At 36.2% G+C, this 26673-nt stretch carries 22 protein-coding genes; 8 read left to right on the forward strand and 14 right to left on the reverse strand.

Annotated features, from left to right (window positions below; genetic code table 11):
* Positions 1 to 40: 40 nt before the first annotated feature.
* The 5 genes from CHRYMOREF3P_RS18690 to CHRYMOREF3P_RS18710 form a co-directional block, all read right to left on the reverse strand.
* A complete protein-coding gene (locus CHRYMOREF3P_RS18690; protein ID WP_077414043.1) occupies positions 41 to 1444 on the reverse strand; it encodes an MFS transporter in 1404 nt (467 codons plus the stop codon).
* Between the two features lie 139 nt (positions 1445 to 1583).
* Complete coding sequence (locus CHRYMOREF3P_RS18695; protein WP_228460191.1) at positions 1584 to 2426, reverse strand: hypothetical protein; 843 nt, start codon at positions 2424 to 2426, stop codon at positions 1584 to 1586.
* 313 nt (positions 2427 to 2739) lie between these two features.
* Positions 2740 to 4407 (reverse strand): asparagine synthase B, encoded by a 1668-nt coding sequence (asnB, locus tag CHRYMOREF3P_RS18700; protein WP_180565237.1) that lies wholly within the window; start codon positions 4405 to 4407, stop codon positions 2740 to 2742.
* 319 nt (positions 4408 to 4726) lie between these two features.
* Positions 4727 to 6394, reverse strand: a complete 1668-nt coding sequence (locus CHRYMOREF3P_RS18705) for a GLPGLI family protein (protein ID WP_180565238.1) — start codon at positions 6392 to 6394, stop codon at positions 4727 to 4729.
* Positions 6395 to 6583: 189 nt separating this feature from the next.
* Positions 6584 to 7789, reverse strand: a complete 1206-nt coding sequence (locus CHRYMOREF3P_RS18710; RefSeq protein WP_077414049.1) for an RsmB/NOP family class I SAM-dependent RNA methyltransferase — start codon at positions 7787 to 7789, stop codon at positions 6584 to 6586.
* Positions 7790 to 8173: 384 nt separating this feature from the next.
* Here CHRYMOREF3P_RS18710 and CHRYMOREF3P_RS18715 point away from each other — a divergent pair, with 384 nt between their 5' ends.
* Positions 8174 to 8518 (forward strand): zinc ribbon domain-containing protein YjdM, encoded by a 345-nt coding sequence (locus CHRYMOREF3P_RS18715; RefSeq protein WP_077414050.1) that lies wholly within the window; start codon positions 8174 to 8176, stop codon positions 8516 to 8518.
* Between the two features lie 289 nt (positions 8519 to 8807).
* On the opposite strand, the gene CHRYMOREF3P_RS18720 is transcribed toward CHRYMOREF3P_RS18715, so the two are convergent.
* Positions 8808 to 9743, reverse strand: coding sequence for a sulfate/molybdate ABC transporter ATP-binding protein (locus CHRYMOREF3P_RS18720; protein ID WP_077414052.1), 936 nt, complete (start codon positions 9741 to 9743; stop codon positions 8808 to 8810).
* Between the two features lie 75 nt (positions 9744 to 9818).
* Between CHRYMOREF3P_RS18720 and CHRYMOREF3P_RS18725 the strand changes: the two genes are divergently transcribed.
* Positions 9819 to 10478 carry a YceI family protein gene (locus CHRYMOREF3P_RS18725; RefSeq protein WP_077414054.1) on the forward strand — a complete coding sequence of 220 codons (660 nt, stop codon included), beginning with the start codon at positions 9819 to 9821 and terminating at the stop codon, positions 10476 to 10478.
* A gap of 126 nt (positions 10479 to 10604) precedes the next feature.
* Positions 10605 to 11615, forward strand: a complete 1011-nt coding sequence (gene pheS, locus CHRYMOREF3P_RS18730; RefSeq protein WP_077414055.1) for a phenylalanine--tRNA ligase subunit alpha — start codon at positions 10605 to 10607, stop codon at positions 11613 to 11615.
* Between the two features lie 281 nt (positions 11616 to 11896).
* Here pheS and CHRYMOREF3P_RS18735 read toward each other — a convergent pair whose 3' ends face one another.
* Positions 11897 to 12667: a DUF3108 domain-containing protein gene (locus CHRYMOREF3P_RS18735; protein ID WP_180565239.1), complete on the reverse strand. Its 771-nt coding sequence runs from the start codon at positions 12665 to 12667 to the stop codon at positions 11897 to 11899.
* Between the two features lie 153 nt (positions 12668 to 12820).
* Here CHRYMOREF3P_RS18735 and CHRYMOREF3P_RS18740 point away from each other — a divergent pair, with 153 nt between their 5' ends.
* Complete coding sequence (locus CHRYMOREF3P_RS18740; RefSeq protein WP_077414059.1) at positions 12821 to 13876, forward strand: NAD(P)/FAD-dependent oxidoreductase; 1056 nt, start codon at positions 12821 to 12823, stop codon at positions 13874 to 13876.
* Positions 13877 to 13888: 12 nt separating this feature from the next.
* Complete coding sequence (locus CHRYMOREF3P_RS18745) at positions 13889 to 14218, forward strand: 2Fe-2S iron-sulfur cluster binding domain-containing protein (protein WP_047382628.1); 330 nt, start codon at positions 13889 to 13891, stop codon at positions 14216 to 14218.
* A gap of 76 nt (positions 14219 to 14294) precedes the next feature.
* Here the strand turns inward: CHRYMOREF3P_RS18745 and CHRYMOREF3P_RS18750 are convergent, their stop codons facing one another.
* The 4 genes from CHRYMOREF3P_RS18750 to CHRYMOREF3P_RS18765 all read right to left on the reverse strand — a co-directional run bounded on the left by CHRYMOREF3P_RS18750 (position 14295) and on the right by CHRYMOREF3P_RS18765 (position 17713).
* Positions 14295 to 14876, reverse strand: a complete 582-nt coding sequence (locus CHRYMOREF3P_RS18750) for a TIGR00730 family Rossman fold protein (protein ID WP_077414060.1) — start codon at positions 14874 to 14876, stop codon at positions 14295 to 14297.
* A 188-nt stretch (positions 14877 to 15064) separates the two neighbouring features.
* Complete coding sequence (locus CHRYMOREF3P_RS18755; RefSeq protein WP_077414061.1) at positions 15065 to 16507, reverse strand: aminoacyl-histidine dipeptidase; 1443 nt, start codon at positions 16505 to 16507, stop codon at positions 15065 to 15067.
* 84 nt (positions 16508 to 16591) lie between these two features.
* Entirely contained in the window at positions 16592 to 17083 is a 492-nt protein-coding gene (locus tag CHRYMOREF3P_RS18760) for a hypothetical protein (protein ID WP_077414062.1), read from the reverse strand.
* Positions 17084 to 17107: 24 nt separating this feature from the next.
* Positions 17108 to 17713 carry a hypothetical protein gene (locus CHRYMOREF3P_RS18765; RefSeq protein ID WP_077414063.1) on the reverse strand — a complete coding sequence of 202 codons (606 nt, stop codon included), beginning with the start codon at positions 17711 to 17713 and terminating at the stop codon, positions 17108 to 17110.
* Between the two features lie 393 nt (positions 17714 to 18106).
* Between CHRYMOREF3P_RS18765 and recR the strand changes: the two genes are divergently transcribed.
* The gene (gene recR / locus CHRYMOREF3P_RS18770; RefSeq protein ID WP_034697032.1) at positions 18107 to 18718 is read left to right on the forward strand and encodes a recombination mediator RecR; all 612 of its coding nucleotides are present in this window, start codon (positions 18107 to 18109) and stop codon (positions 18716 to 18718) included.
* Positions 18714 to 19553 carry a glycosyltransferase family 2 protein gene (locus CHRYMOREF3P_RS18775; protein ID WP_180565802.1) on the forward strand — a complete coding sequence of 280 codons (840 nt, stop codon included), beginning with the start codon at positions 18714 to 18716 and terminating at the stop codon, positions 19551 to 19553. Before recR ends, CHRYMOREF3P_RS18775 begins: the two co-directional genes overlap by 5 nt.
* A 51-nt stretch (positions 19554 to 19604) precedes the next feature.
* On the opposite strand, the gene secG is transcribed toward CHRYMOREF3P_RS18775, so the two are convergent.
* The 3 genes from secG to CHRYMOREF3P_RS18790 form a co-directional block, all read right to left on the reverse strand.
* Positions 19605 to 19958 (reverse strand): preprotein translocase subunit SecG, encoded by a 354-nt coding sequence (gene secG / locus CHRYMOREF3P_RS18780; RefSeq protein WP_077414065.1) that lies wholly within the window; start codon positions 19956 to 19958, stop codon positions 19605 to 19607.
* 133 nt (positions 19959 to 20091) lie between these two features.
* Positions 20092 to 22137: a M16 family metallopeptidase gene (locus CHRYMOREF3P_RS18785; protein ID WP_077414067.1), complete on the reverse strand. Its 2046-nt coding sequence runs from the start codon at positions 22135 to 22137 to the stop codon at positions 20092 to 20094.
* 53 nt (positions 22138 to 22190) lie between these two features.
* The gene (locus CHRYMOREF3P_RS18790; RefSeq protein WP_180565240.1) at positions 22191 to 23504 is read right to left on the reverse strand and encodes a M16 family metallopeptidase; all 1314 of its coding nucleotides are present in this window, start codon (positions 23502 to 23504) and stop codon (positions 22191 to 22193) included.
* 477 nt (positions 23505 to 23981) lie between these two features.
* On the opposite strand from CHRYMOREF3P_RS18790, the gene CHRYMOREF3P_RS18795 reads away from it, so the two are divergent.
* On the forward strand, positions 23982 to 26312 hold the full coding sequence (locus tag CHRYMOREF3P_RS18795; protein ID WP_180565241.1) for an ATP-dependent helicase: 2331 nt from the start codon (positions 23982 to 23984) through the stop codon (positions 26310 to 26312).
* Positions 26313 to 26673 lie beyond the last annotated feature (361 nt).

Raw genomic sequence — 26673 nt, forward strand, 5'->3', positions numbered from 1 at the left:
CAGCGTGAAGTTTCAAATTTACCATTTTAAGTTTCATTCTTTAATCTTCCTTCGACTTCATATTCTTTCCATCTGAAATGTGTAGCCTTCTGAAAACAAATCCTGATAAAATTGTCAATATTCCTACCGTGAGAAATGTGAGTCGAAAGGCATTGTGAATTTCACCATTAATAAGATCTGTATTTTCAAACAGCTTTAAAACAATCAGTCCGAATGCAATTCCGAAACCGATAGCTAGCTGTTGATTCACTGAAATTAAAGAGTTTCCGCTGCTGGTCTGAAAATTCCGAAGGTCAGCAATAGAAATGGTATTCATAGAGGTGAACTGTATAGAGTTGAAAAAACCTAATACTGCGATAATGGGAATAAACCAATATAAGGAAGTATGTATATCAGGTATAGCGAGCAGGCAGATCAGCGTTCCGATGATGAATGTATTGATCATTAAAGTCTGACGATAGCCATATTTATCAAGAATTTTAATTACTGAGGATTTCCCGAAGATTGCCGTTAAAGCCATGGGAGCAATAATCCAGCCTGAAGTTACTGCTGACTGTTTATATGCAATCTGAATCATCAGGGGAAGCAATAACGGAACAGAACTGATTCCTAATCTGGTGGCCAGGTTTCCCACGATACCTACCCGAAAAGTTCTCACCTGAAAAAGGTTTAACGGGAAGATAGGATTTCCTCCTCTTTTAGCATGTTTGTAATAATAATACAGAAACAGGAAGCCCATAATGAATACAAGTAAAACAGGAGTGATATTCTGCATGTCCCCAAAAAGTTCCAGTGAAACGGAAAGCAGGAGGGAGGCCGCTGCAAAAATTAAAAAGCCTTTTAAATCAAAATCAACATCATCCGACTTGTAATTGGGCATGAATTTTAATCCTAAAAGAATTCCTAAAACACCAATCGGGATATTGATCAGAAATATCCAGTGCCATGAAAGGTAATCTACCATATAACCTCCGACTAACGGACCAAGTACAGGACCAATAAGAGCCGGAATAATGGCAAAGTTCATTGCTTTAAGGAGCTCACTTTTATCAAATGTTTTGATTAATGCCAGCTTTCCGACAGGAGTCATTAAACTTCCTCCGACTCCCTGGATGACCCTTGAAATTACCAAATGGGTAAGATTCTGAGACAAGGAACAAAACAAGGAACCTAAGCTGAACAGTACCAACGAGAAAATAAATACTTTTTTGGTCCCGAACCGGTCTGCCAGAAATCCGCTGGCAGGCATGAAAACAGCTAATGTAAGAACATAACTGATAATGGCGTTCTGCATATTAAGCGGAGATTCGTGCAGATCTTTTGCAATAGAAGGCAGGGAAGTATTCAGGATGGTTGAATCCAGCATCTGCATAAAAATAGCGGTAGCCAGAATCAAAGGTAATATTTTCTTTATGGATGTCTGTGGTGTGCTTGTTTCTGTCATTTCGTATAGGCTGAACCGTTAAAAACGTCCAGACTTATTTTATTTGAAGAATCTGCTTGCTTTAAGCAGGTTGATCTTTAGATAAAGAAATCCATATAAAATTAAAAAAGTCCTGTGAGATTTCACAGGACTTTTTGATTTATTTTCTAGGCTTTTCTACTCCTTTCCATTCATCACCGGCTTTTCTATACTGGCTTAAAGTGAAAGTTTTGAAATCCTTTGTTTTGTATTCGATGTTATCGGTATTCTGCTCAAATGGCATGATGTAATAATATTCGATATCTGTCTTATCAGATTTGTTTCCTTTTTTTACACTAGGAACATATTTTGAAAACTTATAGCTTGGAAGATATTGTTTCAGTCTTGCATAGAAAGCTTTGTCTTCTTTTTCGCTAGGAATGATATCTACAATATTCAAATCATCTTTTTTCTTGTCAATCCAAAGATAATATGTCTTTTCCTCTCCCATATTTCTGTTGAAAGAGTTGAAGGCAAATAATTCTTTCGGTACAAGTTCCTTTATTTTCTCAGGATCAACCTTTGTGTAGTATTGTCCTTTTGAAGGATCTACATAGGTTTCAAGATTGTACATCAAAACAGAATTGTTTTCAAATTTCTTATTTTTAAAATATTGATTTAAAGATAATTCTGCAGTTGCTCTAAGTTCTTTACCTCTGGCATCCAATTTTTTTGTTGGATTCTGAGGGTTTACATATTTTACGAATTCATATAAAACGACAGGTTTTATATCTTTAAGGTGAGGATACGTTTTTAGCTGCTCTGCTTTTACAAGCCAGTAGAATTGCTGGTAGTAATCATCTTTATCTTGATCTTTCACGCTCTTATAAGCCAAAGCAAGCTTCTTCGAATTCAGATATTTGCCATATTTTCCTTGTCCAAAAGCAAAACTTATGGCTAATAAGGCAAATAAAACAGTAAGGTTTCTTCTCATTTTTTTATAATTGATATTTTCGTTTTCCAAATATAATTATTTATTAGATATTATTTTGGATTGTCAGTTAAATTATGCCATATTGTTATTGTTAATTCAAAAGAAAATCCTGTATTACTACAGGATTGATAAATTATAACTGAGGAAGTTAGGTGTTTGAAGCGATGAAATTAAATATCAATAGTCAATTTTTGCTTCGCAAAATGAATGGTGAATGATTAACAGTAGATCAGAAAATACCTCTGTATTGATGGTTCTTAATCTCGAATCTCGCAACCCGAACCACATAACAAAATTGACAAGCACAGCGGATTGACGATTGACTATTCACTAATCAACCCCTCTAGTACGAAGTTTCATGTACTTTCACCGCTCTTCCGCTTGGATCATTCATTTTTTTGAATGCTTCATCCCATTCTAAAGCGATAGGAGTGGAGCAGGCTACAGATGGAACAGAAGGTACGGTAGCAGCTGCTGTTTCACTTGGAAAATGTTCTTCAAAAATAGTTCTGTATCTGTATTCTTCTTTGTTTTGAGGAGTGTTTAGCGGGAATCTGAATCTTGCGTTAGCCATCATTTCATCCGTCACTTCTTTTTCTGCAACTTCTTTTAAGGTATCGATCCATGAGTAGCCTACACCATCTGAGAACTGTTCTTTCTGTCTCCAGACAATAGAATCAGGAAGCATATCTTCAAAGGCTTTTCTCAATACCCATTTTTCGATTTTTCCTTCAGCCGTATTGATCATTTTATCTTTTGGGTTAAGAGTCATGGCAATATCCATAAATTCTTTGTCCAGAAAAGGAACTCTGCCTTCAATTCCCCAGCTCATTAGTGCTTTGTTGGCTCTTAAGCAGTCATACAGGTGAAGTTTGCCTAATTTTCTTACCGTTTCATCGTGGAATTCTTTTGCGTTTGGAGCTTTGTGGAAATATAAATAACCACCGAATAATTCATCAGAACCTTCTCCTGAAAGCACCATTTTTATTCCCATAGACTTAATTACTCTTGCCAGAAGATACATCGGGGTGGATGCCCTGATTGTTGTTACATCATAAGTTTCCAGGTGATAAATTACATCGCGTACAGCATCCAGCCCTTCCTGAACGGTAAAGTTAACTTCATGGTGAACAGATCCGATGTGTTTTGCAGCTGTTTGTGCAGCAGCCAGATCGGGAGAACCTACAAGTCCTACAGCAAAACTGTGAAGTCTTGGATACCAGGCTTCCTGTGTGTCTCCACTTTCAACTCTCTGGCGGGCAAATTTTGCGGTAATCGCTGAAATCACTGAGGAATCCAAACCTCCGGAAAGAAGTACACCATAAGGAACATCACTCATCAGTTGTCTGTGAACAGCATCCTCAAGACCCTTTCTTAATTTTGTGATATCTGTTTCGTTTTCTTTCACATGATCAAAACTGTCCCAGTCTCTTGTATACCATTGCTGAAGTTCAGCGCCGTCCGGACTGTAAACGAAATGTCCCGGTAAGAATGTTTCAATTTTTTTACATACTCCTTCAAGTGCTTTCAGTTCAGAAGCTACATAATAGTTTCCGTTTTTGTCCCAACCTTGATAAAGAGGGCATATTCCCATATGATCACGGGCAATAAGGTAGATGTCGTTTTCAGTGTCATATAATGCGAAGGCAAAAATCCCGTTCAGTTTTTCAACGAAATCTTTTCCGTACTTTCTGTAAAGAGCAAGGATTACCTCGCAGTCAGATTGAGTCTGAAACTCATAATCAGAAAATTCTTCTTTTAATTCTCTATGGTTGTAGATTTCACCATTCACGGCTAATACTACTTTTCCGTCTTTTGTAAATAAAGGTTGTTTTCCAGAGGTAGGATCTACAATGGCAAGTCTTTCGTGAGAGAAAATTACTTTTTCGTCCTGAAAAACGCCGCTCCAATCCGGTCCTCTGTGACGGATTTTTTTTGACATTTCCAGCACCTGAGGTCTTAATACTTCAGTTTTCTGTTTGGCATCAAATAAACATACAATTCCACACATAATTTCTATTATTTATGTGACAAAAGTAGAAGGGATGTTTATAAATAAAAATGAAAAATATTTAAAAGCGAAAATTTTTAATTAATTAATTATTTAAAGTTAAAAGTATTAACTATTCTTTGAAATTAACATGTTTTTGATTAATTTTTTTCGTTGAGCCGAAATTGATGGTTTTTCCATACAAAATAAAAATGACATATTTATTAATCTATGGTAATTAATTATATGAATTTTAACCCTTACTTTGTGGCTCGAAATAATTTTTTTTCATCATTTGTGTTTTTACCTTCTTGCAATTCTCATGCAAGAAGGTTTTGTTTTATTGTACCCCAAGTAACGTTCCCGAAACATTCCATGAGCTGAAACTTGTGCCTTCGGAAGCTCCCTGAGAAATTTTCACCTGAATCGTATGTTTTCCGGCTTTCAAATCTCCAAGAGGAATGAAGTTAGGATTGGTAACTGTTCCCGGACACCAGTTTGATCTGCTGAGGTCTGATGAAGAAAGACCGTCCTGAAAATTTCCTGATGCCGGATTGTACAAACGGTACGAACCACAGTCTGTTCTCCATGGGACGAATGAAAATACCGGATTTCCATCAACGAAAATAGAATTGGCTTTAGGAACAAACTCATCTCCGTTTTCCCAGCCTCCATGTCCGGTTGTAGTATATCTTAACTGAGCATTTTTCAAATCTTTATTTAAAGTGAAATTAACAAGGAGTCCTTTATCCTGATTGAACATCGTAGAGTAGTCCTGCCCGGCCATTTCCATAATATTTAAAGTATTGAATAATGGTATCGCTGTATTGTTTTTATTAACTGTCTGATCACTCTTGTGAATGGTGATATCAAGGCTTACTTTATGTCCGCCTTTGTCATAGTTGCCAATAAATGTACCTACCCAAATTTCTTTTCCTGATAATGCAGGCTTAAGCTCTGTAATATCCTGCCGGTAAGGACTGATAGTCTGCCAGTTTTTTCCTTTAAGCTGAATATGATTGAACTTCTGGATTCCAAAAGCGGTAAAAAATCTCATCATTTCCGTAGCAGGGCTATAGTTATCGGTAGTTGTTATCCCGTAATATTGCTTTCCGTTTCCATTTTCATAGACAGGAAGTGTTTTTGCTCCTTTTTCCAATCCATCAAAAAAAGATTTTTCCTTATCCTGAGGGATGAAAAATACTGTTCCGGTTCTGTCATAGGCATCCCCGTTCGACTGTTGTTTCAGTTCTACAAAAATATTTTCTCCTTCTGTAATCGCAGGGAATTTTACTTTTTTAAGAATGATGGTTCCGTTGGCATATCTTTTTATCTGTTCATCAGATTTTGAGGCATCAGAGAAATTGATGGTTTCATTTTCAAAAACATTCAGCGTAGTAAATCTGCTTTTCCAAAGCAAATCTTTATACCCCAACTGATCCGTCGTCTGTATATTTCCCTTTACTATATTTTCAATTCCTGTATCCTTGATTTTTTTGATCGAACTGGCTGTAATTAAAGAGTTTTTATTTCTTTCGACTTCCAGAACCAGTCCTAAATTCTGTCCTAAAACAGAAGGCCCACCCTTTAGCTTCAAATCATTCGTGTACCAGATCTCAATGGTGTTTGAGTTCACCTTTGTGACTGCTTTTTTACAAGTGTAGCCTAGAATCTTTTTAGTTTCATTGGTGAGTTCAAAATCCTGCTTTCCCACAGACTCAGTATCTGATGTTGAAATAGTAGATCCCGGTTTTAAAAAAGCATATGAAACAATAATGTTTGTTGGCTTTTCTACCTTAGTGATTTCATAAGGGAAGCTGCTTTTTTGTTCTTTGATTGTACTGTTGAGAATGAAATTTTCTTTCTCATTAACCCAAACGATAGTAGAGGGCTGGTCTGTATTTGTTTTTCCGTTATATGAACTGGTATACTGAATTTCATAGGTCTGTGCAGAAAACAGACAGTATAAGAAGATGGTTAGAAAATTGAAAACAATTCTTGTATGCATAAATAAAATGAGTTTGCTGCAAAGTTATTCTAAAGTTTCCAGAGCATCAAACCGGTTTAATCTATACAGTTAGTAGACAATGTGCTTTAAATGTTACAAAAAATGTTACATTTTTTTAGAAAGATTTTTAAATAAAAAAAAACTACTCCAAAAAATAGAGTAGTTTTATATATTGTTATTGGGTTTGGATTAAGAAATTCTCTCAATCAAAGCCATATAGAATCCGTCATAACCCTCGCTAGGCATTACTTTTTCATCCTTAATCATTTTGAATCCGGGGTTGTTTTTGATGAATTCGTCTACCTGCAGATTGTTTTCAGATGGAAGGATAGAACATGTTGCATATACCATTTTTCCTCCTTTTTTAAGCATTTTAGAATAGTCCTGAAGGATTTGCTGCTGTTCTTTTTTAATTCTGTCAATAAAGTCCTGATCAATTTTCCACTTACTGTCCGGATTTCTTTTTAAAACTCCAAGACCAGAACATGGGGCATCAATCAGAAGTCTGTCAGCCTTTTCATGAAGACGTTTGATTACTTTATTATCGGCAATCATACGGGTTTCAATATTGTGGGCGCCAGCTCTTTTAGCACGACGCTTCAATTCGGCAAGTTTCCACTCGAAAATATCCAGGGCAATAATCTGGCCTTTGTTTTTCATTAATGCTGCTAAGTGAAGTGTTTTTCCTCCCGCACCTGCACATGCATCTACCACTCTTTGTCCTTCCTGCACATCAAGGAAATAACCAATCTTTTGAGAAGAAGCATCCTGAACTTCAAATAATCCTTCTTTAAACGCTGTGGTAAGAAAAACATTCTTCTTCTCTTCTAACTGAACAGCATCAGGATAATTTTTAATAGGAAAAGAAACAACACCTTCATCAGTAAGGTCAGAAATAAGTTCTTTTGTTGTTGTTCTTAAAGAATTTGCTCTTAAAACAGTGGGTGCCTGCTCATTCAAAGCAATCATTTCTCTTTCCCATTTAGCTCCAAGTTCTTTTTCAAGAGTTTCAGCAAGCCATTCAGGAATAGAATGCTCTATTGCTTTTGTAGGAACTGTATTCTTTTTAAGTTTGGTAAGAATGTCGGCAATTTTGATTCCGTCAAATTCTTCAAACTTTTTATAATTGGTTTTACTCCAAAGTAAATAGGCGATGATAAGCTTGTAAATGTTGTTGGGCTTTACACCTTCCCCCATATAATATTCAAGACGTTTTTTCCAACGGATAATATTGTAAAAAATTTCAGAAACAACAGCTCTGTCCTGGCTTCCCCATTTTCTGTTTGCTTTCAAAAGTCTTTCAATAACTTTATCTGCATATTTGTTTTTCTCAAAAAATGTCTCCTGTAAGGCATCGTGAATTCCGATTGCCAAGTTTCTGTGAATAAGTTCCATAAGTTTGCTTCGCTGTTTGAATCTGCAAAAATACGACTTTTAATTGAGAGTTTGGAATTTGGGATGTGAGAGTTTAAGAATGGCAGGCTGATGGTGATAGTGAATGGTCAATCCGCTTAGCTTGTAGATTTTTATAAGTATAAATAAATTTTAACGCAAAGACCGCTAAGAAATCTTATAGTTTTTTAAGAAGGATCGCAAAGGCGTTTCACTTAGCAATGATTAAACTGATATTCTGGCTGAACGAAGTGACTTTGCGAACGAAGTATAATATTTTTAATCAAGCTTTGCGAACGATAGCGTTTAGTTTGACTTTTCAACAGTAATTATACTGCACTTGACTTCAACCTCCAAAAAGCTCTACCTTTGCAAAAAATTAAAAATATGAGTGATACAGTACTTTGTCCGAAATGCAGCTCTGAGTTTACCTATCCGAGCGATAATATGATGGTCTGTTCCCAGTGTTTCCACGAATGGGATCCTGCAGAAGCGGCTACTGAAGCAGCTAACGAAGGAAAAATATTAGATTCAAATGGAAACGAACTTCAGGATGGAGATTCTGTAGTTGTAGTAAAAGATCTTCCTGTAAAAGGAGCTCCAAAACCGGTAAAAGCAGGAACCAAAGTGAAAAATATCCGTTTAAGACCAGGAAGTGATCATAATATTGACTGCAAAATTGATGGTTTCGGGGCAATGGCTCTTAAATCAGAGTTTGTAAAGAAAGCATAAGAAATTACTGTTTTCTTATGTCTTAAAAATAAGAAAAGGAAAAAATTGGACAGTGTAATCTTTCTAAGACTTAATTGCAAGATTGCTAATGTCCGTCTGGAAGGCAGAAAGAGAAATAACCAAAAATTTCCTTAAGCTTTGGAAGTACAAATGTAAGAAAAAGTTTGAATAACCAATTCTTATGTTTGTATTTTTTTTATAGATAAGTGTAAGTAAATGTATAAGTTATGTAAAACACAGAGAAAAGGGAAAATGTCCCGTATATAATAATAGCCCTGCCTTTTTGTCTTTAAATAAATGAAATATTTATAGATCCTGATATGCTCTCATCTGTATAAACTACAAGTTCTTTTTCCTTTGTTCTTAGCTTATTCCAATAATAGTTTCCTGCAAATCTGCTTTCCAGAACTTCGGCTTCGAGGCCGGATTCTGTAATTTTGATTTCTTTGGGATAATAAGAGAATTTGGGAAGCTGGAAGTCTTCAGCCTCGTTTTCACTGAAAATATTCACTTCTCCGAATAATTTTGCAACATAAGAGTTGTAAGGGTGTCTGTAGGTCTCTTCCGGACTGTCATTCTGAATTAGTCTTCCGTCCTGAAGAATAACAATCTGATCCAGCCACGGCATAATCTCCTGAAGTTCGTGAGTAGAGATAATTAAAGAAACTCCATGCTGCTTTACATATCTGAAAAGTCTTTCTCGAAGCTCAATTTTTCTCGGAAAATCCAGATTACTGAATGGTTCGTCTAAAATCAGGAGCTTTGGAAGTACAGACAATGCTCTGGCAATGGCCACTCTCTGCTGTTGTCCACCACTTAAATATTTGGGAAGTACGTTCGCAAATTCCTGAAGACCCACCACTTCCAGAAGTTCCGTTACGGTTTCTTTTTTTTGTTTTAAATTGATATTAGAAATAAACTTTCCTACGTTTTCGGCAACTGTAGCATAAGGCATAAGATCAAAATTCTGTGCTACGAATTTCATTTCCGGTTCCCCGGGAACAAGATTTCCTTTCGGTCCCAAAAGCTTTGTTCCGTTAAAAATAATTTCTCCACTTTCCCAATCAAGAAGACCATAAATAAGATTGAGAAGAGTGGATTTTCCGCATCCGCTTTCTCCTGCAAGAGCTATAATTCTGTTTTCTTCAAACCTTAGATTAAGGTTCTGAAACAGGGGATTTTCTTTGTTATGAGAGAAAAATAAATTGTTTATTTCTAATAGCATATTACAAATGTAAGGTTTTTATGAAAACATAATTTTTTTTATTATATTAGCGGAACTAATAAAAATAAATCAAAAATGAGAAAAAAACTGTTTTCGATAGCGATTCCTGCTTTATTCGTTGCTGCTGTAATGGTTTCTTGTAAAAAAGATAAACCGCTTACCAGTGAGAGTAATGAGGTGACGACTACCAAAGAAGGTAGCCAGTTCACTTTGGATACGCTAAACAGTAAAGTTGAATGGAAGGGATATAAAGTTTTTAAATCTGAGAATACAAGTCATTTTGGAACAATCAGGTTTGAAAGCGGAGATGTGACAGTGAAAGACGGAAAACTGGAAAGCGGAAAATTCGTTGCTGATATGAACTCATTAACTTCTGTGGATTTGAAAGACAGTCCGGAAGATATGGGAAAATTAAATGGCCACCTGAAGAGCGGCGATTTCTTTGAAGTTGAAAAATTTCCAACGGCTTCTTATGAAATTACAAAAGTTACTCCGGCTACAGAAGGTGATTATAATACTCTTTTGGATGGTAATTTAACAATTAAAGGAATTACAAAATCCGTTCAGTTTAAGGCTAATGTTTCTGTAAAAGACGGAGTGGTAAGTGTAGCTACTGAACCAAAGGATATCAAAAGAGAAGAGTTTGGGGTGAAGTTCCAGGCTCCTGCTGAAAACGGTGTGATTAAAGACGAGGTGACTCTTCAGATCAACGTTAAAGCTTTAGAAAAGAAATAATTTTTTTATTTAAGTGAAATAAGTGATTGAAGTCTGCCTCCCGAAAAAGAGGCAGATTTTTTTTTGACGGACTTATTATTCAACTTAAAATCGTATTTTTGCAAAACATTTTGAAAGGGTAAAATAATGATAGAAAAGATAGAAGAACTACTGATCGAAGTAAACGGCTTCAATGCTACCTCTAGGGAAGATATCGAAAACTTCCGAATCAAGTACAACGGTAAAAAAGGGGTTCTTAATGATTTTTACGAAACATTAAAAGAAGTTCCTAACGACCAGAAGAAAGATTTCGGACAGAAGATCAATACTTTGAAACAGGCAGTTGCTGTAAAATTGGAAGATTTGAAAAATTCTTCTGAATCTTCTGTTGTCGTAGAAAAAGAAGATCTTACAAGACCTGAATTTCCATTGGAATTGGGTTCAAGACACCCAATTAATCTGGTAAAAAACAGAATTATTGAAATCTTTAAATCTATTGGTTTTGCAGTAGCAGACGGACCAGAGATTGAAGATGACTGGCATAACTTTACGGCACTTAATCTTCCGGAATATCACCCGGCAAGAGATATGCAGGATACATTCTTTATTGAGCAGAATCCTGATATTCTTTTGAGAACACATACATCTTCTGTACAAACTCGTTTTATGGAAGAAAATCAGCCTCCAATCAGGATTTTATCTCCGGGAAGAGTTTTCAGAAATGAAGCCATCTCTTCACGTTCTCACTGTATCTTCCACCAGATTGAGGGATTATATATTGATGAGAATGTAAGTTTTGCAGATTTAAAGCAAACAATCCAGTTCTTTACTACTGAACTTTTCGGAAAATCTAAGATCAGAATGAGACCTTCTTTCTTCCCGTTCACTGAGCCGAGTGCTGAAATTGATGTGTATTGGGGATTAAACTCTGAAACAGATTACAGAATTACAAAAGGAACAGGATGGCTGGAGATCATGGGATGTGGAATGGTAGACCCTGCCGTACTGAAAAATGTGAATATCGATTCTGAGAAATATTCAGGATATGCATTCGGAATGGGAATTGAAAGAATTACAATGCTTCTTTACCAGATGAGTGACATCAGAATGTTCTTTGAAAATGATATCAGAACACTCGAACAGTTCAAAACACTATAAAAAATCAAACCTCCGGAGCTCCGGAGGTTTTTTGTTTTTAATTACTGACCTAAGAAACAAAACGTAATTAAAAACTGATCTTATTGAAAAATTTACACGTGTCTGTCTCTTATATCTATACTTCGGTTCGGATCCGCTTGGTACCTCAATGGAAGTATTGACATGCTGCAGCTCTTTTATCTGCCTCTATTATTAAGACAATCCGTGTTAAGGATATATTACATCAGCAATAAAAAAAGCCTGTAAAATTTACAGGCTGTATCTTTAAAAACTTACAATTGTTATTTGCTGAACTTTAAAGGATATTTTACGTTTTTGTAATCATCAATACTGGCTTTCAGTGAACCTACTGCCAGTTCGGCTTTCAACAGCATCGGAATATGATTGGCATCATTGGAAACCCACATAGTTACGCCTTCTTTTTCTTTAAATACTCTTCCGCTTTTTACAGATGGAATAATCTTTAAACAATTGATGGTACCGAATTTTGTCTTTAAATTTTCTGTTCCTGTTACTTTTAACTGAAATGGAAACATCTCGTCATCAATCCATACATTCATATTGATGATGGTTCCCACCTTCAATTCATCCGGGCCTTTACTCCTTAAATAGTAAAAACATGAAAGCATATCCTGAACCCCTTTTACTGATTTTAGAACCTTAGAGCCATTGGCAGGAGTTTTTTTATCTGTTAAAATTAATGTATTATTATCGTGATTAAAAACCGTTTCAAAATGCTGGCGATAGCTTCCTTCACGTACATTTCTGACGTAGAAACTTGGTAATCCTGTTTGGGTATTGATGAAACTTTCATATAAATCTTCCACCTTGAAGAATGCTTTTACGGCGCCGGTAGTCTGTCCTGTTCCTTTTACATACAGATGGGGAATCCCTTTGTAATTGGTCTGTTTTGTAGTAAGGTTCGCTGTTCCTGCGTTAAGGAAGCCGTAATGTATTCTGAGAGTGATAGATTCTCCGTCCGCGATGTTATCAATCTGGGCTGAGCCTAAAAAGAATATAAATACTGCAAAAAGGTTTAAAATTTTCTTCATAACAAGACATTTACAAAAACATTGCCAAATTTAAAATCTTAAATGATAGATATTTGACAAATCTCAGGTTTTTATTTAGAATCAATTAAATATGCTTCGCATTAAAATTAGTAAATTTGCAGTTACATGTATAATTAAATTATCTTAAATATTATGATAACCACTGATATATTGATCATAGGTGCGGGACCTACAGGACTTTTTGCAGTTTTTGAAGCTGGTTTATTAAAAATGAAGTGCCATATTATTGATGCGCTTCCACAGCCGGGAGGGCAGTTGGCAGAACTGTATCCTAAAAAACCTATCTTCGATATTCCAGGTTATCCTTCAGTGAATGCTGGAGAATTGGTTGATAATTTGATGGAACAGATCAAGCAGTTTCAGCCTGGATTCACTTTGGGAGAAACCGCTGTTTCTTATACTAAAGTAGATGATGAATGGTTTGAAGTGATTACCAACAAAGGAACTGTTCACAGATGTAAAGCTATTGCCATTGCCGGTGGTTTAGGTACTTTTGAACCTAGAAAACCTACGATGGATAATATTGCAGATTACGAAGAAAAAGGCCTTGAGTACTTTGTGAAAGAACCTGAGCATTTCAGAAATAAAAAAGTAGTTATTGCCGGAGGTGGTGATTCTGCTCTTGACTGGAGTGTTTTCTTGTCAAATGTTGCAAGCGAAGTTACATTGATTCACAGAAGAAATGAATTCAGGGGCGCTTTGGATTCTGTAGAAAAAGTTCAGGACCTGAAGAATCAAGGGAAGATTAAATTAATCACTCCAGCAGAAGTTACAGCTATTAAAGGTGACGGAAAAGTAGAAGCGATCACGGTACAGGTTGACGGTCAAGAAGCTTATGATATTGAAACAGATTATTTTATTCCATTATTCGGATTGACTCCAAAACTAGGAGAGATCGGAAACTGGGGATTAAATATCGAGAAGAATGCAATCGTAGTAAATAACGCTTTAGATTACCAGACGAACATTGACGGAATCTATGCAATTGGAGATATCAACACCTATCCTGGAAAACTGAAGTTGATCCTTTGTGGTTTCCACGAAGCTACTTTGATGTGTCAGAGTGTTTACAACAGACTGAATCCTGGTAAAAAATTCGTATTAAAATATACAACGGTAAGTGGTGTTGACGGATTCGACGGAAGCCGTAAAGAAGCAGAGAAGGCAGTTGTGAAAAAAATTGACTAATTTTGCAGAATTATGTCAGACGTTAATATTAAAATTACCGACAGAGAAGGGGTAACCCATGATGTCGTAGCTCCTACGGATATGTCCATGAACTTAATGGAAATTATCCGTTCCTATGAATTGGCAGAAGAAGGTACTATTGGTGTATGTGGAGGAATGGCGATGTGTGCTTCATGCCAGGTATATGTAATCAATGATCCTGGTCTGGAACCAATGGGAGATGAAGAAGATGCTATGTTGGGTGAAGCTTTCCATGTGAAAGAAAACAGCAGATTGGGATGCCAGCTACATATTGCCGATGCAATGGAAGGGCTCGAAGTGGAAATTGCTCCTTATCCTTAGAAAATATTTTTTAATCTTAATAAGAAACCCGTCCGAATTTTTCGGACGGGTTTTTGTTTTTAAAAGAGTTTATTATTTAAACTTCTTCCTTAGAAATCCACTTTCCAACCGTAGGAGCCTGATAATTTCTCATCTTTTCCAGTAAGTCATCTATAGTGTCGCTGATCAGCAGCATATCACTGTTTATCTGCTTCAAGAACCCTTTATCCACCATGGTTTGAACCAGTTTAATCAGATCATCATAAAAACCATCAATATTCAAAATTCCGATCGGTTTTTTGTGAAGCCCGAGCTGTGCCCATGTGATCATCTCAAAGAATTCTTCTAATGTGCCGTAACCACCGGGAAGAACGATAACACCATCACAAAGTTCATTCATTTTGGTTTTTCTTTCGTGCATGGTTTCCACGATGATGAGTTCGGTCAGATTTTTGTGAGCAATTTCTTTAGATTGTAGAAAGTGGGGAAGGACTCCAATGACGCTACCATTTTCACTCAATGCTCCGTCGGCAATCGTTCCCATCAAGCCAACATCAGCACCTCCATAAATAAGCTGTATATCATGTTTAGCCAAGGTTTGTCCAAGGAGAAATGCCTGTTCTTTGTAAATGTCATGCGAGCCGAAACTTGAGCCGCAGAATACGGTGATACTTTTCATTGTATAAGGTTTTTTATGGTTTGGATGCTTCGACAAGCTCAGCATGACATCTCTAATACTAACTTTTTTTTAGGTATAAATTTTTAGCTGTGTCATGCTGAGCTTGTCGAAGCATTTTTATTTCAATTAAAACTAAAAATATCCAAAATCATAAGACTTTGGATATTCAATATAGTAATTTTAATGTTCTATTTCTGAGGAATATTGGCTAAAATATCTTTCAGGAAACTCCAGAATTTCTGAGTTGAAGGAATGTTCGCTTTTTCATCAGGAGAGTGAGCCCCTCTGATCGTTGGTCCAAAGCTTACCATTTCCATTTCAGGATAGTTGGCTCCAATGATACCACATTCAAGACCTGCATGGCAAGCTACTACATGAGGTTTTTCAGTGAACTTCTCAGTATAAAGTTTCTCCATCAGCTGTACGATCTCTGAACCTGGTTTTGGTTTCCATCCCGGGTACGAACCGCTGAATTCAACATTCATTCCAGCCAATTCTGCTACAGATTTCAATTGTTCTGCCACTGAATATTTTGAAGAATCTACAGAAGATCTTGTAAGGTTTAAAATCTTAAGTTCTCCAACTTTCAATTCTACTCTTGCTACGTTATTGGAAGCTTCTACAAGATCAGCCACATCCGGACTCATTCTGTATACTCCATTATGAAGAGCTTTTAGAGTAAGGATTACTTTTTTAGAATCTCCTTCTGAAATTGCTTTGTCAGAAGACGTGGAGTTCTCAATATTGATCTGAATTCCCGGCTCTACAGTCGCAAATTCTTCTAAAATATCTTTCTTAAGAATCGTTACGTTTTCTATAAATTCCTGAGCATTTCTCACAGAAATTAGAGCTACACCTTCTCTAGGAATTGCATTTCTCAGACCTCCGCTGTCGATAGAAACCAATTCAATATTCTGATTTTCTAAACCGCTGTAAAGAAGTCTACCCAAAATAATATTGGCATTTCCGAAACCTTTATGAATATCCATTCCGGAGTGTCCACCCTGAAGACCTTTTACTTCAAGTCTTACAATTTGTCCTTTTGGAGCTTCTGCAGCATAGTTTTGAGTGATAGTTACGTCAACACCTCCTGCACAGCCAATATCAATCTCATCATCCTCTTCAGTATCAAGATTCAATAGAATTTGTCCTGTCAGTTGCCCTGGCTTTAGTCCTAAAGCACCCGTCATTCCAGTCTCTTCATCAATAGTGAAAAGAGCCTCCAATGCAGGATGTGGAATATCTGAACTTTCAAGAATAGACATAATGGTTGCTACTCCTAAACCATTATCAGCTCCTAAAGTAGTTCCTTTTGCCTTTACCCAGTCACCGTCAATCTCCATTTTGATTCCTTCTGTTTCAAAATCGAAATTAACATCGTTATTTTTCTGGCAAACCATATCAAGGTGCGATTGAAGCACGATAGATTTACGGTTTTCCATGCCAGCAGTGGCAGGTTTCTTAATAATAACGTTTCCTACTTCATCTACCGTAGTTTCCAGTCCTAAATTTTCACCAAATCCCTTGATAAAAGCTATTACTTTTTCCTCCTTTTTTGAAGGTCTTGGAACAGCATTTAATTTGGAGAAATTTTTCCAGATAATCTGCGGTTCTATATTAGATAATTCCATTGAATTTTATTTTTCTCAAATTTACAAAATAAAAAATGCTTCCGTGAGATACAGAAGCATTTTTGTTGTATGATTTCGCTTTTATTAACATCCACACTCTCCATAGATCGGAGTCGTAAATGTAGTTCCGTCTGGTTTCTCTATAGTCAGAGTCCCTTCAAACAGTAAAGCTTCTTCGCCTTTTATTTTTTTACCTTTTACGGAAATTTTGTAATCATCATTTTCTATTTCTTTGGTAAGCAGTTCATCTACCTCCATATCACTTGAAGAGATGAGATTCAGAGCCAGTCTTTTGCCATCCAGCATCATGTAAGCAGTTTTTCCGGCATCATCTGCGTAGATGTATCTTTCATTTTCAAAATCAGTTTTGCTTATCGCAAAATAGCAGGAGCATTCTTTAATTTCTTTAGGAAACGGAATGGTTCCCACCAGAATATTTCCAGAAGATGTACCTGTTGAAGCAGAATCTTTTGCAATAGGTAAAGAATCGGCAGAAGGAGAACCTGAAACCGTTTCTTTTTCCTTTTTGCAAGCTACCAATAGAAATGCGGAAAATAAAATGATTAAATATTTCATGTGTTTGTGGTTTTATTATTTTTCTTACCCTCTTGCTCTTTCAAGAAGTGTCATCATTAATAAAGAAAGGATTACTAAACTTTCTTCTTCATCATCAATATCGATCAGTCTGTCCAGCTGGAATCTTCTTCCGAAGAATGAAGGCATTTTTTTAAGTTTAAAATAAGCTTTCCCATCAATACCAGTCACCGTATAAGATGGATTAAGGAAATATCCTGTGAACATTCCGATGATAGGAAGTTCTCCTACAAAGCTGTCCCAGAATCTCACCCATGCACTGTCTTCCTGAACTTTAAACTTAGGCTGATCTTGGGCATCCAGAATATCGTAACTTGCTTTCCAGATAGAACGCATTCCTTTTCTTGCCAGTCTACCGAAGTTTTTATTGTCAATAAGATCATTCAAAGAATACGAAGCGTTGAAATCTATCCATTTATTAGCTTTGATTCTGAAAAGTTCCTTAGACTTGCTCTCATCATTGAAAACGATAACATCTTCTTTCAACTTGAACATTTTCTGACGCACATACGCTACATAATTTCCGTTTTTGTCAGTAATATTGAAGTCACTTGCTAAAGTAGTGATTTTGAATTTGAAATCCAGAGGATAGTTAAGATTGTTAAGTACCATGTTAGTTAATTTTTTTCATATTTAATTTAAGCCGCAAATATAAAGGTTTTTTTAGAGTTCTCAGGTATGGGTGAAATTTAAAATATCATATTGAGACATTGTGTTGACGGAAATTTATAAGGTGATTTTTGTGAAAAATAAAATTAAACGCTGAGTTCGCAAGGGTTGTTTACTCTTTTTATATGTTTTGTTCACAAAGGCACTTCGTTCAGCTGAGATACAAGTTTTCTTATTGCTGAGTAAAGCGCCTTTGCGATCATTTTTTAACCTTTAGACATCTTAGCGCGCTCAGCGTTAAAAATTTATTATACTGTATAAAAATTCACAAGCGAAGCGAACTGACGATTGACTATTCACTATTAATTATCAACTTTAATCCTTATTTTTGTACCTATGGATTATCCAAGTAAAGTATTGGCAAAGGCGGTAGACGAGATTTCGGGACTGCCTGGGATTGGAAGAAAAACCGCATTGAGATTAGCACTGCATTTGTTGAAGCAGCCCAATTCCAGAGCTGTAAGTCTTGGAAATTCCCTGATTAACCTTGTCAATGAAATAAAATATTGTAAAGAATGTCATAATTTTTCAGATTTTGACATCTGTGAAATATGCAGCAATGAAAAGAGAAATGGTGAACTGATCTGTATCGTTGAAGATGTACGGGATGTAATTGCTATTGAGAATACCGGAAAATATACAGGCAAGTATCTGATCCTGGGCGGAAAAATTTCTCCAATGGAAGGAGTAGGACCCGGGCAGTTAAATATTCCAAGTATTGAAAAGAAATTGAATGATGGAAAGGTGAAGGAATTTATTTTCGCATTGAGTGCCACGATGGAAGGAGATACAACAGCGTATTATATCTATAAGAAATTTAAAAGTTTCAATGTGAATTTCTCCAGCATTGCAAGAGGAATTTCAGTAGGAGATGAACTGGAATATGCTGATGAAATTTCTTTAGGAAGATCCATTATCAACAGGCTGCCATATAACGAAAAGGATTAATATGAAGCTGTCTGTTATTATCGTTAATTATAATGTTGTACAATTGCTCAGAAGCTGCCTCTTGTCACTTCAGAAATATATACAGGAGATAAACTATGAAGTGATTGTTATTGATAATGCTTCTACAGACAATTCCTGGACAGATCTTATTCCCGAGTTTCCTGGCGTACATTTTATATCTTCTGAAATAAACGGAGGTTTTTCAAAAGCGAACAACCGGGCGATTCAGACAGCAAAAGGAGAATATATTTTACTTTTGAATCCTGATACAGAATTTGAAGGGTTTTATATGAAGGAACTTCTGGATTTTGCCGATTCTCAGCCTGCATTCGGATGTCTGGGAGTGAGGATGCATGATGCGGAAGGTAATTTTCTTCCTGAAAGTAAACGTTCTGTTCCGGATATGTTTAACTCTTTTGAAAAGCTGTTTACAAATTTTAAAAAGAATAATTCCAAGTCTTATTACAGAAACGACATTGAGGAAAATGCGGTTGCTGAAATAGAAGTTATGACAGGCGCTTTTTTACTGGCTAAAAAAGACGTTTACGAAAAAATAGGAGGGCTGGATGAAGCTTATTTTATGTATGGAGAAGATATTGATCTTTGCTATACTTTCTTAAGAAACGGTTACAAAAACTTCTATTATGGTAAAGTTTCTATTCTTCATCACAAAGGAGAAAGCACTATTAAGAATGAAGTATATCTCAAGAGATTTTATGGAGCCATGCAGATCTTTATTGATAAATATTATAAAGAATCGAAGCCTGTACAATATTCATTTTTAAAGGCAGGGCTGAAACTTCGCTATCAGATTGAAAAGATCAAGTTAAAATAAAAAAGCAACTCAATTGGAGTTGCTTTTGTTTTATATAAGATGGTATTCTTCTTATTTTGCCGGTGCTACAGGAGTTTGTGCCGGAGTTGTTGTAGAAGAAGCAGGAGCTGACTGTTTTGCAGGAGCTTCTTTCTTCACTGGTTGTTTTTGTGTAGGAGCTACCTGAGACGGCTTTCCTGTAATAACAACGCTTAAAAGGATAAGAACGATGATAGTTCCGCCTAGAGTCCATGTTGCTTTTTCCATGAAATCATTGGTTCTCTGTACTCCAAACTGTGCAGATGATGCACCTCCGAATGTACTGGAAAGGCCTCCTCCTTTTGGATTTTGTGCCATAACGATAATTACCAATAAAACGCTGGCAACCATAACAAGAACCATCAATAGTGTAAATATAGTATCCATTAATTCTGATATCTTTTTGAATGGGCAAATTTAATCTTTTTTTACTGAATGACAAAGAAAGATATCGCCAAATGTTGATAAAAATAAAAACGGCAACAATTGTTGCCGTTTTTTCTATAAAAATTGGATGTTATTATTTAAAATCAGTATCAGTAGCCTTATTTATTTCATAAGACTTTACATTCATGGTCATATCCATTCCCATCTGGCTTACAGAGATTGTATATGGCATTTTTACCCCTTCTACATCTTTGTAATTAGAGAATGTTGTAGGGATTGTCACTTCCTGGCCCTTAGCTTTTACTTTTTTTGTTTCTCCGGTTTTTAATCCTGTTGCAACGCTGTAGTAATACGTTGTATCCCCACTTTTAATTGCATAAGAATCTTCACCTCCGATTTTCTCAATTCCTCCTAATTTATAATCAGCAGATTTTGCAAAACCTAATTCTTCAAAAAGCTCCGGGTTCTTTTGTTTTTCAGCAATTTCTTCCGGTGTGATGTCAATTTTTTGTCCCATCTGCATAGAATAACCGGTTTTCCCATCAAATACCTGCTTCTGAACAACCTGTCCCATTGCTGTTACAGTTGTCAGCTCCTTTCCGCCTTGTGCTTTAACGATTTTAAAATCGATGTTTTGTCCTTGCATAGACATTGAAGCATTCGTAGTATATGAAGTAATTTTAGCCAAATTAGCTTTTCCTCCGATAGCATTGATGTATTTATCTGCAATAGAGGCAACCGTTACACTTGCATCTACTTTTTGTACAGTTGGTTTTGAAACAGGGTTTGCATCCTTATCAAAATATTTTACAGGGTAACCTAATTTTTCCAATCCTTCAGAAATATCAGATGCTTTACCTGCAATGAAAATTCTGCTTTGGTTTGGTAAAATGGTAGTCTTGACAGCATTTGAAACATCTGCAGCTGTTACTTTATCGATAGATTTCAGGTAATTGGTGTAGAAATCAGCTGGTAAATCCTGAACTTTTTGGTTCAATGCAAACCTTGCAATAGTTGCAGGCTGCTCTAAGGACATGATGAAAGAACCTTTCAGCTTTGCTTTTGCATTTGCCAATTCTTCTGGTTTTACCGTAGAAATAGCATTAAGTTCATTCATGAATTCCTTAACCGCTTTGTCTGTAACCTCATTTCTTACACTCGCACTTGCAGAAAATTCAGGAGAATACTTGCTTGCTACCATACTTGAATAAGCACCGTAAGTAAATCCGTTCTTCTCTCTAAGGTTCATGAAAAGTCTTGCTTCACCACCACCTCCAAGGATGTAATTGGCAATTGTTGCAGGGAAATAATTGGCATCTTTCATTTTCAACGTGTTCAGGTTGTTTAGAGAAACAACAGACTGTACCGCAGAAGGAACATCCACTACATTAATTTCTGTTTTCGCAACATTAGAAGCTGGCTCTAATTGTGCAACAGGGGTATTTGCTTTTTTCCAGCTATTGAAGGCCTTTTCGATCAAAGGTTTTACCTGGTCAAACTTTACGTCTCCAACGATTACTAAATAAGCATTGTCCGGAGCGTAGTATTTTTTATAGATGTTCTGTACATCAGCAAGCTGGATTTTGTTAATCGATTCAACAGTTTCAAATTCACCTCTTGAAGTATTTTTTCCATACATCAAAGCGTTTGAAACTCTTTCCGCGATAGAAGAAGCATTTTTTTCCTCAGATTTTAATCCTTCAATAGCTCTTTCTTTAGAGTTTTGAATTTCCTCAGCAGAGAATTTAGGATTAATAATTGCATCAGCCATCAGGCCTAATACTTCAGGGAAATATTTTGAAAGCGAGTTGGCAGAAGCACCTCCTGAAGAGAAATTAAGATTTGCCCCAAGGTAGTCCACTTTTTTGTTGAAATCATCTTTGGAGATATTCGTAGTTCCGTTTTCAAACTGTTCAGCCATGATTCCGCTTACCCCAGTTACAGCTCCTTCATTGTAAGGAGGTCTGTCCATAGAAAGGCTTGCATTTACTCTTGGCAGCTTGTTGTTCTCAACTACCATTACTGTAAGACCGTTGCTTAGCTGGAAAGTTTTTGGCTTAGCAATGTTAATCGCAGGAGTAGGTCCCGGCTTTGGCATTGCATTAAGATCTATTTTTTGTGCTGAAACCATTCCTGTAAAGAAAAACGCTGCAGCTATATATGTTAATTGCTTTTTCATTTGTAAAAATTTAATTTTTAATAATCATATTGTAACCTTAAAAGTTGAAATGATTACTTTTTCTCAGGTACGTAGTTAATGATTATTCTTTGGTTGGAATTAAGATACTTTTTAGCAGCATTTTGAAGATCCTGTCTTGTGATAGATCTGTAAATGTCGATTTCTTTATTGATCAAATTCGTGTCACCCATCAATACGTGGTTGGTTGCCAATGAAGCAGCAATTCCCTGAATGCTTGAGTTAGCATTTACAAACTGATTTTCGTACTGGTTTTGAAGTTTTTGATAATCATCTTCAGAGATTAATGTAGTCTGAAGATTTTTGATTTCAGCATCAATGTCAGCTTGTAAAGCCTGCTTTGTAGTCTGTCCCATCGGGATCGCGAAGAAGGCGAAAATACTGTAATCTTCCAGCCCTTGGTTAAAAGCAGCTACCTGAAGTGCTTTTTTGTCCTGATCAACTAATTTTTTATATAAAACCGAAGATTTTCCATTACTTAAATAAGAAGAAAGCATATCTAAAACATAAGCATCTTTCTCTTTGTTAGCCGGAGTTCTGTACGCGAAAACATAAGCAGGAAGCTGGATATTCGGGTCTGTTGCCGTTACTTCTTTTTCCTGAGTGATAGGAGCATCTTTAGGGAAATCTTTTGGATATAAAGTTCCTTTTGGAATTCCTCCATAATAGGTTTCGATCCATTTTTTAGTCTGTTCAGGTTTGATATCTCCTGCAACAACCAAAGTGGCGTTATTCGGTACGTAAAACTTCTTGTAGAACGCCTGGAATTCTTCTAGTTTAGCAGAATTCAGATCTTCCATAGAGCCGATTGTAGGCCAGTTGTACGGGTGATTGGTAAATAAATTTTTCTGAATAGTTGTAAAAAGATTTCCATAAGGCTGGTTGTCCATTCTTAATCTTTTCTCTTCTTTTACAACCTCTCTCTGTGTATCTACACCTACCTGATTGATTACCGCGTGACGCATTCTTTCAGCTTCCATCCAAAGTCCAAGCTGTTCGTTGTTAGAAGGGAATGTTTCATAGTAATACGTTCTGTCATTGGTGGTGTTGGCATTGTTCTGTCCTCCGTTGGAAGAAACAATCTTGAACCAGTCTCCTCTTTTGATATTAGGAGTTCCCTCAAATAAAAGGTGTTCAAAGAAGTGAGCAAAACCTGTTCTGCCTTTTACTTCATCCTTTGCACCTACATGGTACATTACACCTGTTGTTACAACCGGCGCCGAGTTATCCTGATGAAGAATTACGTGAAGACCATTGGGAAGGTCATACTCTTCGAATTTGATTTGCTGTGCATTCAGCATTAGCCCGAAGAAAGCTACGGCAGCAGCAGAAAGAAGTCGCTTTTTCATAAAATTTAGAAATTGTTTATCAATTAGTACGAAAAGTGAATTAAATGTTACAAAATGTATAGAAATATATGTTGTAATAAGAAAATTTTTAGAAATTAAAAGTTTAAAAAGTAGGAATTTATAATGTTAATTATCGATTTACTTTGCCTGCAAATAGTATTTTTAACGCAGAGTCCACTAAGATATTTAAATAACCTTCAGATCGGTGGCAATGGCGTTTTACTCAGCAATGCTTGCCCGAGATCTTTGCTAAATGTAATGCCTTTGCGAACAAAATATATAAGATTAATAAATCTTGCGGACATTAGCGTTTAATTTTGAATATTTAATAGGAGCCACTCACATTTTAAAGCAAAATTGACTATTGATATATATTTTAAGTATTAAAATTTGAGTGTTGCAATTTCTAACTTCTCATGAAAGTTTGAATTCTCCTCTGAATACATTAATTTTGTGTTCCCAAAATTTTTTTGCTGTATGGACTATTTGAAAGGACTCAATGAATCACAATATGAAGCCGTTACCTCTTTACAAGGACCTTTGATGGTGCTTGCCGGAGCAGGTTCCGGGAAAACGCGTGTACTTACCATGCGTATTGCTCATTTAATACATAATGGAATAGACCCTTTCAATATCCTGGCGCTTACCTTTACCAATAAGGCGGCTCGTGAAATGAAAGACCGTATTGCAAAAGTAGTAGGAGACAGTAATGCAAGAAGTCTTTGGATGGGAACTTTTCACTCTGTTTTTGCAAGAATTTTAAGAATTGAGGCTCATTATCTTGGATATCCTTCCAATTTTACCATTTATGATCAGCAGGATGCCTTGAATGTGATCAAAAAAGTACTGAAGGATATGAATATTGATGCAGATCTTTATAAACCTAAAAAAGTTCAGGCAAGAATCTCAACCTATAAAAATAATCTGATTACGGTAAAAGCTTATTTCAACAACCCGGAACTGATGGAGGCGGATGAAAAGGCTAATATGAAATTCATCGGACAGATTTATCAGAAATATGTAGATCAGTGTTTCAGAAACGGATCCATGGATTTTGATGACCTGTTGTTGAAAACCAATGAGCTGCTGACCCGTTTTCCTGAAGTGCTTGCAAAATATCAGGATAGGTTCAGATATATCATGGTGGATGAGTACCAGGATACCAACCACTCTCAGTATCTTATTGTAAAAGCATTAGCTTCAAAATTTGAGAATATCTGTGTGGTAGGGGATGATGCACAATCCATTTACTCTTTCCGTGGAGCTAACATTTACAATATCTTAAACTTTAAAAAAGATTATACAGATGCTAAAACAGTATCTCTGGAACAGAATTACCGTTCTACACAGAATATTGTAAATGCGGCTAATGTAGTTATTGCAAAAAATTTACAGCAGTTTAAGAAAAATGTATTCAGTGACAATGAAGAAGGGGATAAGATCAAAATATACCGATCTCTTTCCGATGCTGATGAAGCGAATTTTGTTGCCGGAAATATTTGGGAACTCCGTAACCGTGACCAGAGAAAATACAGTGATTTTGCCATTTTATACAGAACCAACTCTCAGACACGTGCTTTTGAAGATGCACTGAGACGTAAAAATATTCCATATAAAGTGTATGGAGGACTTTCCTTCTACCAAAGAAAAGAAGTAAAAGACCTTATTGGTTATCTTCGACTTCTGATCAATGAAAATGATTCTGAAGCATTGATGAGGATCATCAACTATCCTGCAAGAGGAATTGGAGAAACAACACAGAATAAACTGATCGTTTTTGCAGATGCTCATAATATTGCGGTTTCAAAAGTATTGGAAAATCTTCCGATGTATGCACCTCAATTGGGCCTGAACAACGGAGTTTTGAACAAGTTGAACGACTTCTGGTCTATGATAAAAGCTTTTCAGGTATTGCTGAAAACAGAAACAGCTTACAGTGTTGCTATGGAAGTGGCAAAACGAAGCGGCTTAATCAAGTTTTTGAAAGATGATCAGACTCCGGAAGGAATTTCCAGAGTAGAAAACGTACAGGAATTGATGAACTCCATGCAGGGATTCATTGAAGAGCAGATGCAGCTGGAAGACGGAGATCCGAGTCTTTCCAATTTCCTTGAAAATATCGCCCTTTCAGCAGATACTCAGGATAAGAACCTGGAAGATGATATGGTTTCATTGATGACTATTCACCTTTCAAAAGGACTTGAGTTTCCAGTAGTTCACTTAGTAGGACTTGAAGAAAATCTGTTCCCAAGCTTTATGAGCTCTGCCACCAGAGAAGACCTTGAGGAAGAGAGAAGACTATTTTATGTAGCACTGACAAGGGCTGAAAAACAGGTCTTTTTCTCATATGCTGTTTCCCGTTTTCAATGGGGGAAAATCACAGATGCAGAACCTTCAAGATTCTTAAGTGAAATTGATGATGAATATATTGAATTCCTTAATCCTGCTTTGGAAAAAAGATTTATCAATAATTCAGGGGTAAGATCCAATATTTTTGATGAACATCCTTCTGACATGAAATCTTTCAAAAAGGTTGAAAAGAAGACTCTCGATAGAGGTGATGCCTCAAAACCTGCTCAGGAAGTAAGAAAACTGAAACCTGTAAGTACAGCTAAAATTATCAACCCAAGTGGAGCTTCTTCTCAGGATATTGAAGTAGGAGATAAGGTGAGACACGACCGTTTTGGAATTGGAGAAGTTAGCTTCTTGGATGGAACGGATCCTCAGAATATCAAAGCAAAAGTTATTTTCATCCATGAAGGAGAGAAAAACCTGATTCTGAAATATGCAAAACTGACTAAGATTTAATTTCAGAACAATACAATATAAATAAAACGGGTTCAATTTTTGGATCCGTTTTATTTTATTTTTAAATGCAAAGCCCGCAATGTAACTATTGCACTTTGTCTATTTTTTTCGTTCGCAAAGGCGTTCCACTTAGCAAAGAGAAATTTCTCTGCTGAACGAAGTGCTTTTGTGAACATAAGAATAATAAGCTGTAAATTTTCCTTTGCGGTCATAGCGTTTAGATTACCTATTTTAAACACAAAGTTCGCAATGTGTTCATTCAGATGTATTTATTTTTCGTTCGCAATGACGTTCCACTTATTGAAGACAATTTCTCTGCTGAACGAAGTGCCTTTGCGAACATAAGAATAATAAGCTGTAA

The sequence above is a fragment of the Chryseobacterium sp. JV274 genome (genome assembly GCF_903969135.1).
GTDB lineage: Bacteria > Bacteroidota > Bacteroidia > Flavobacteriales > Weeksellaceae > Chryseobacterium.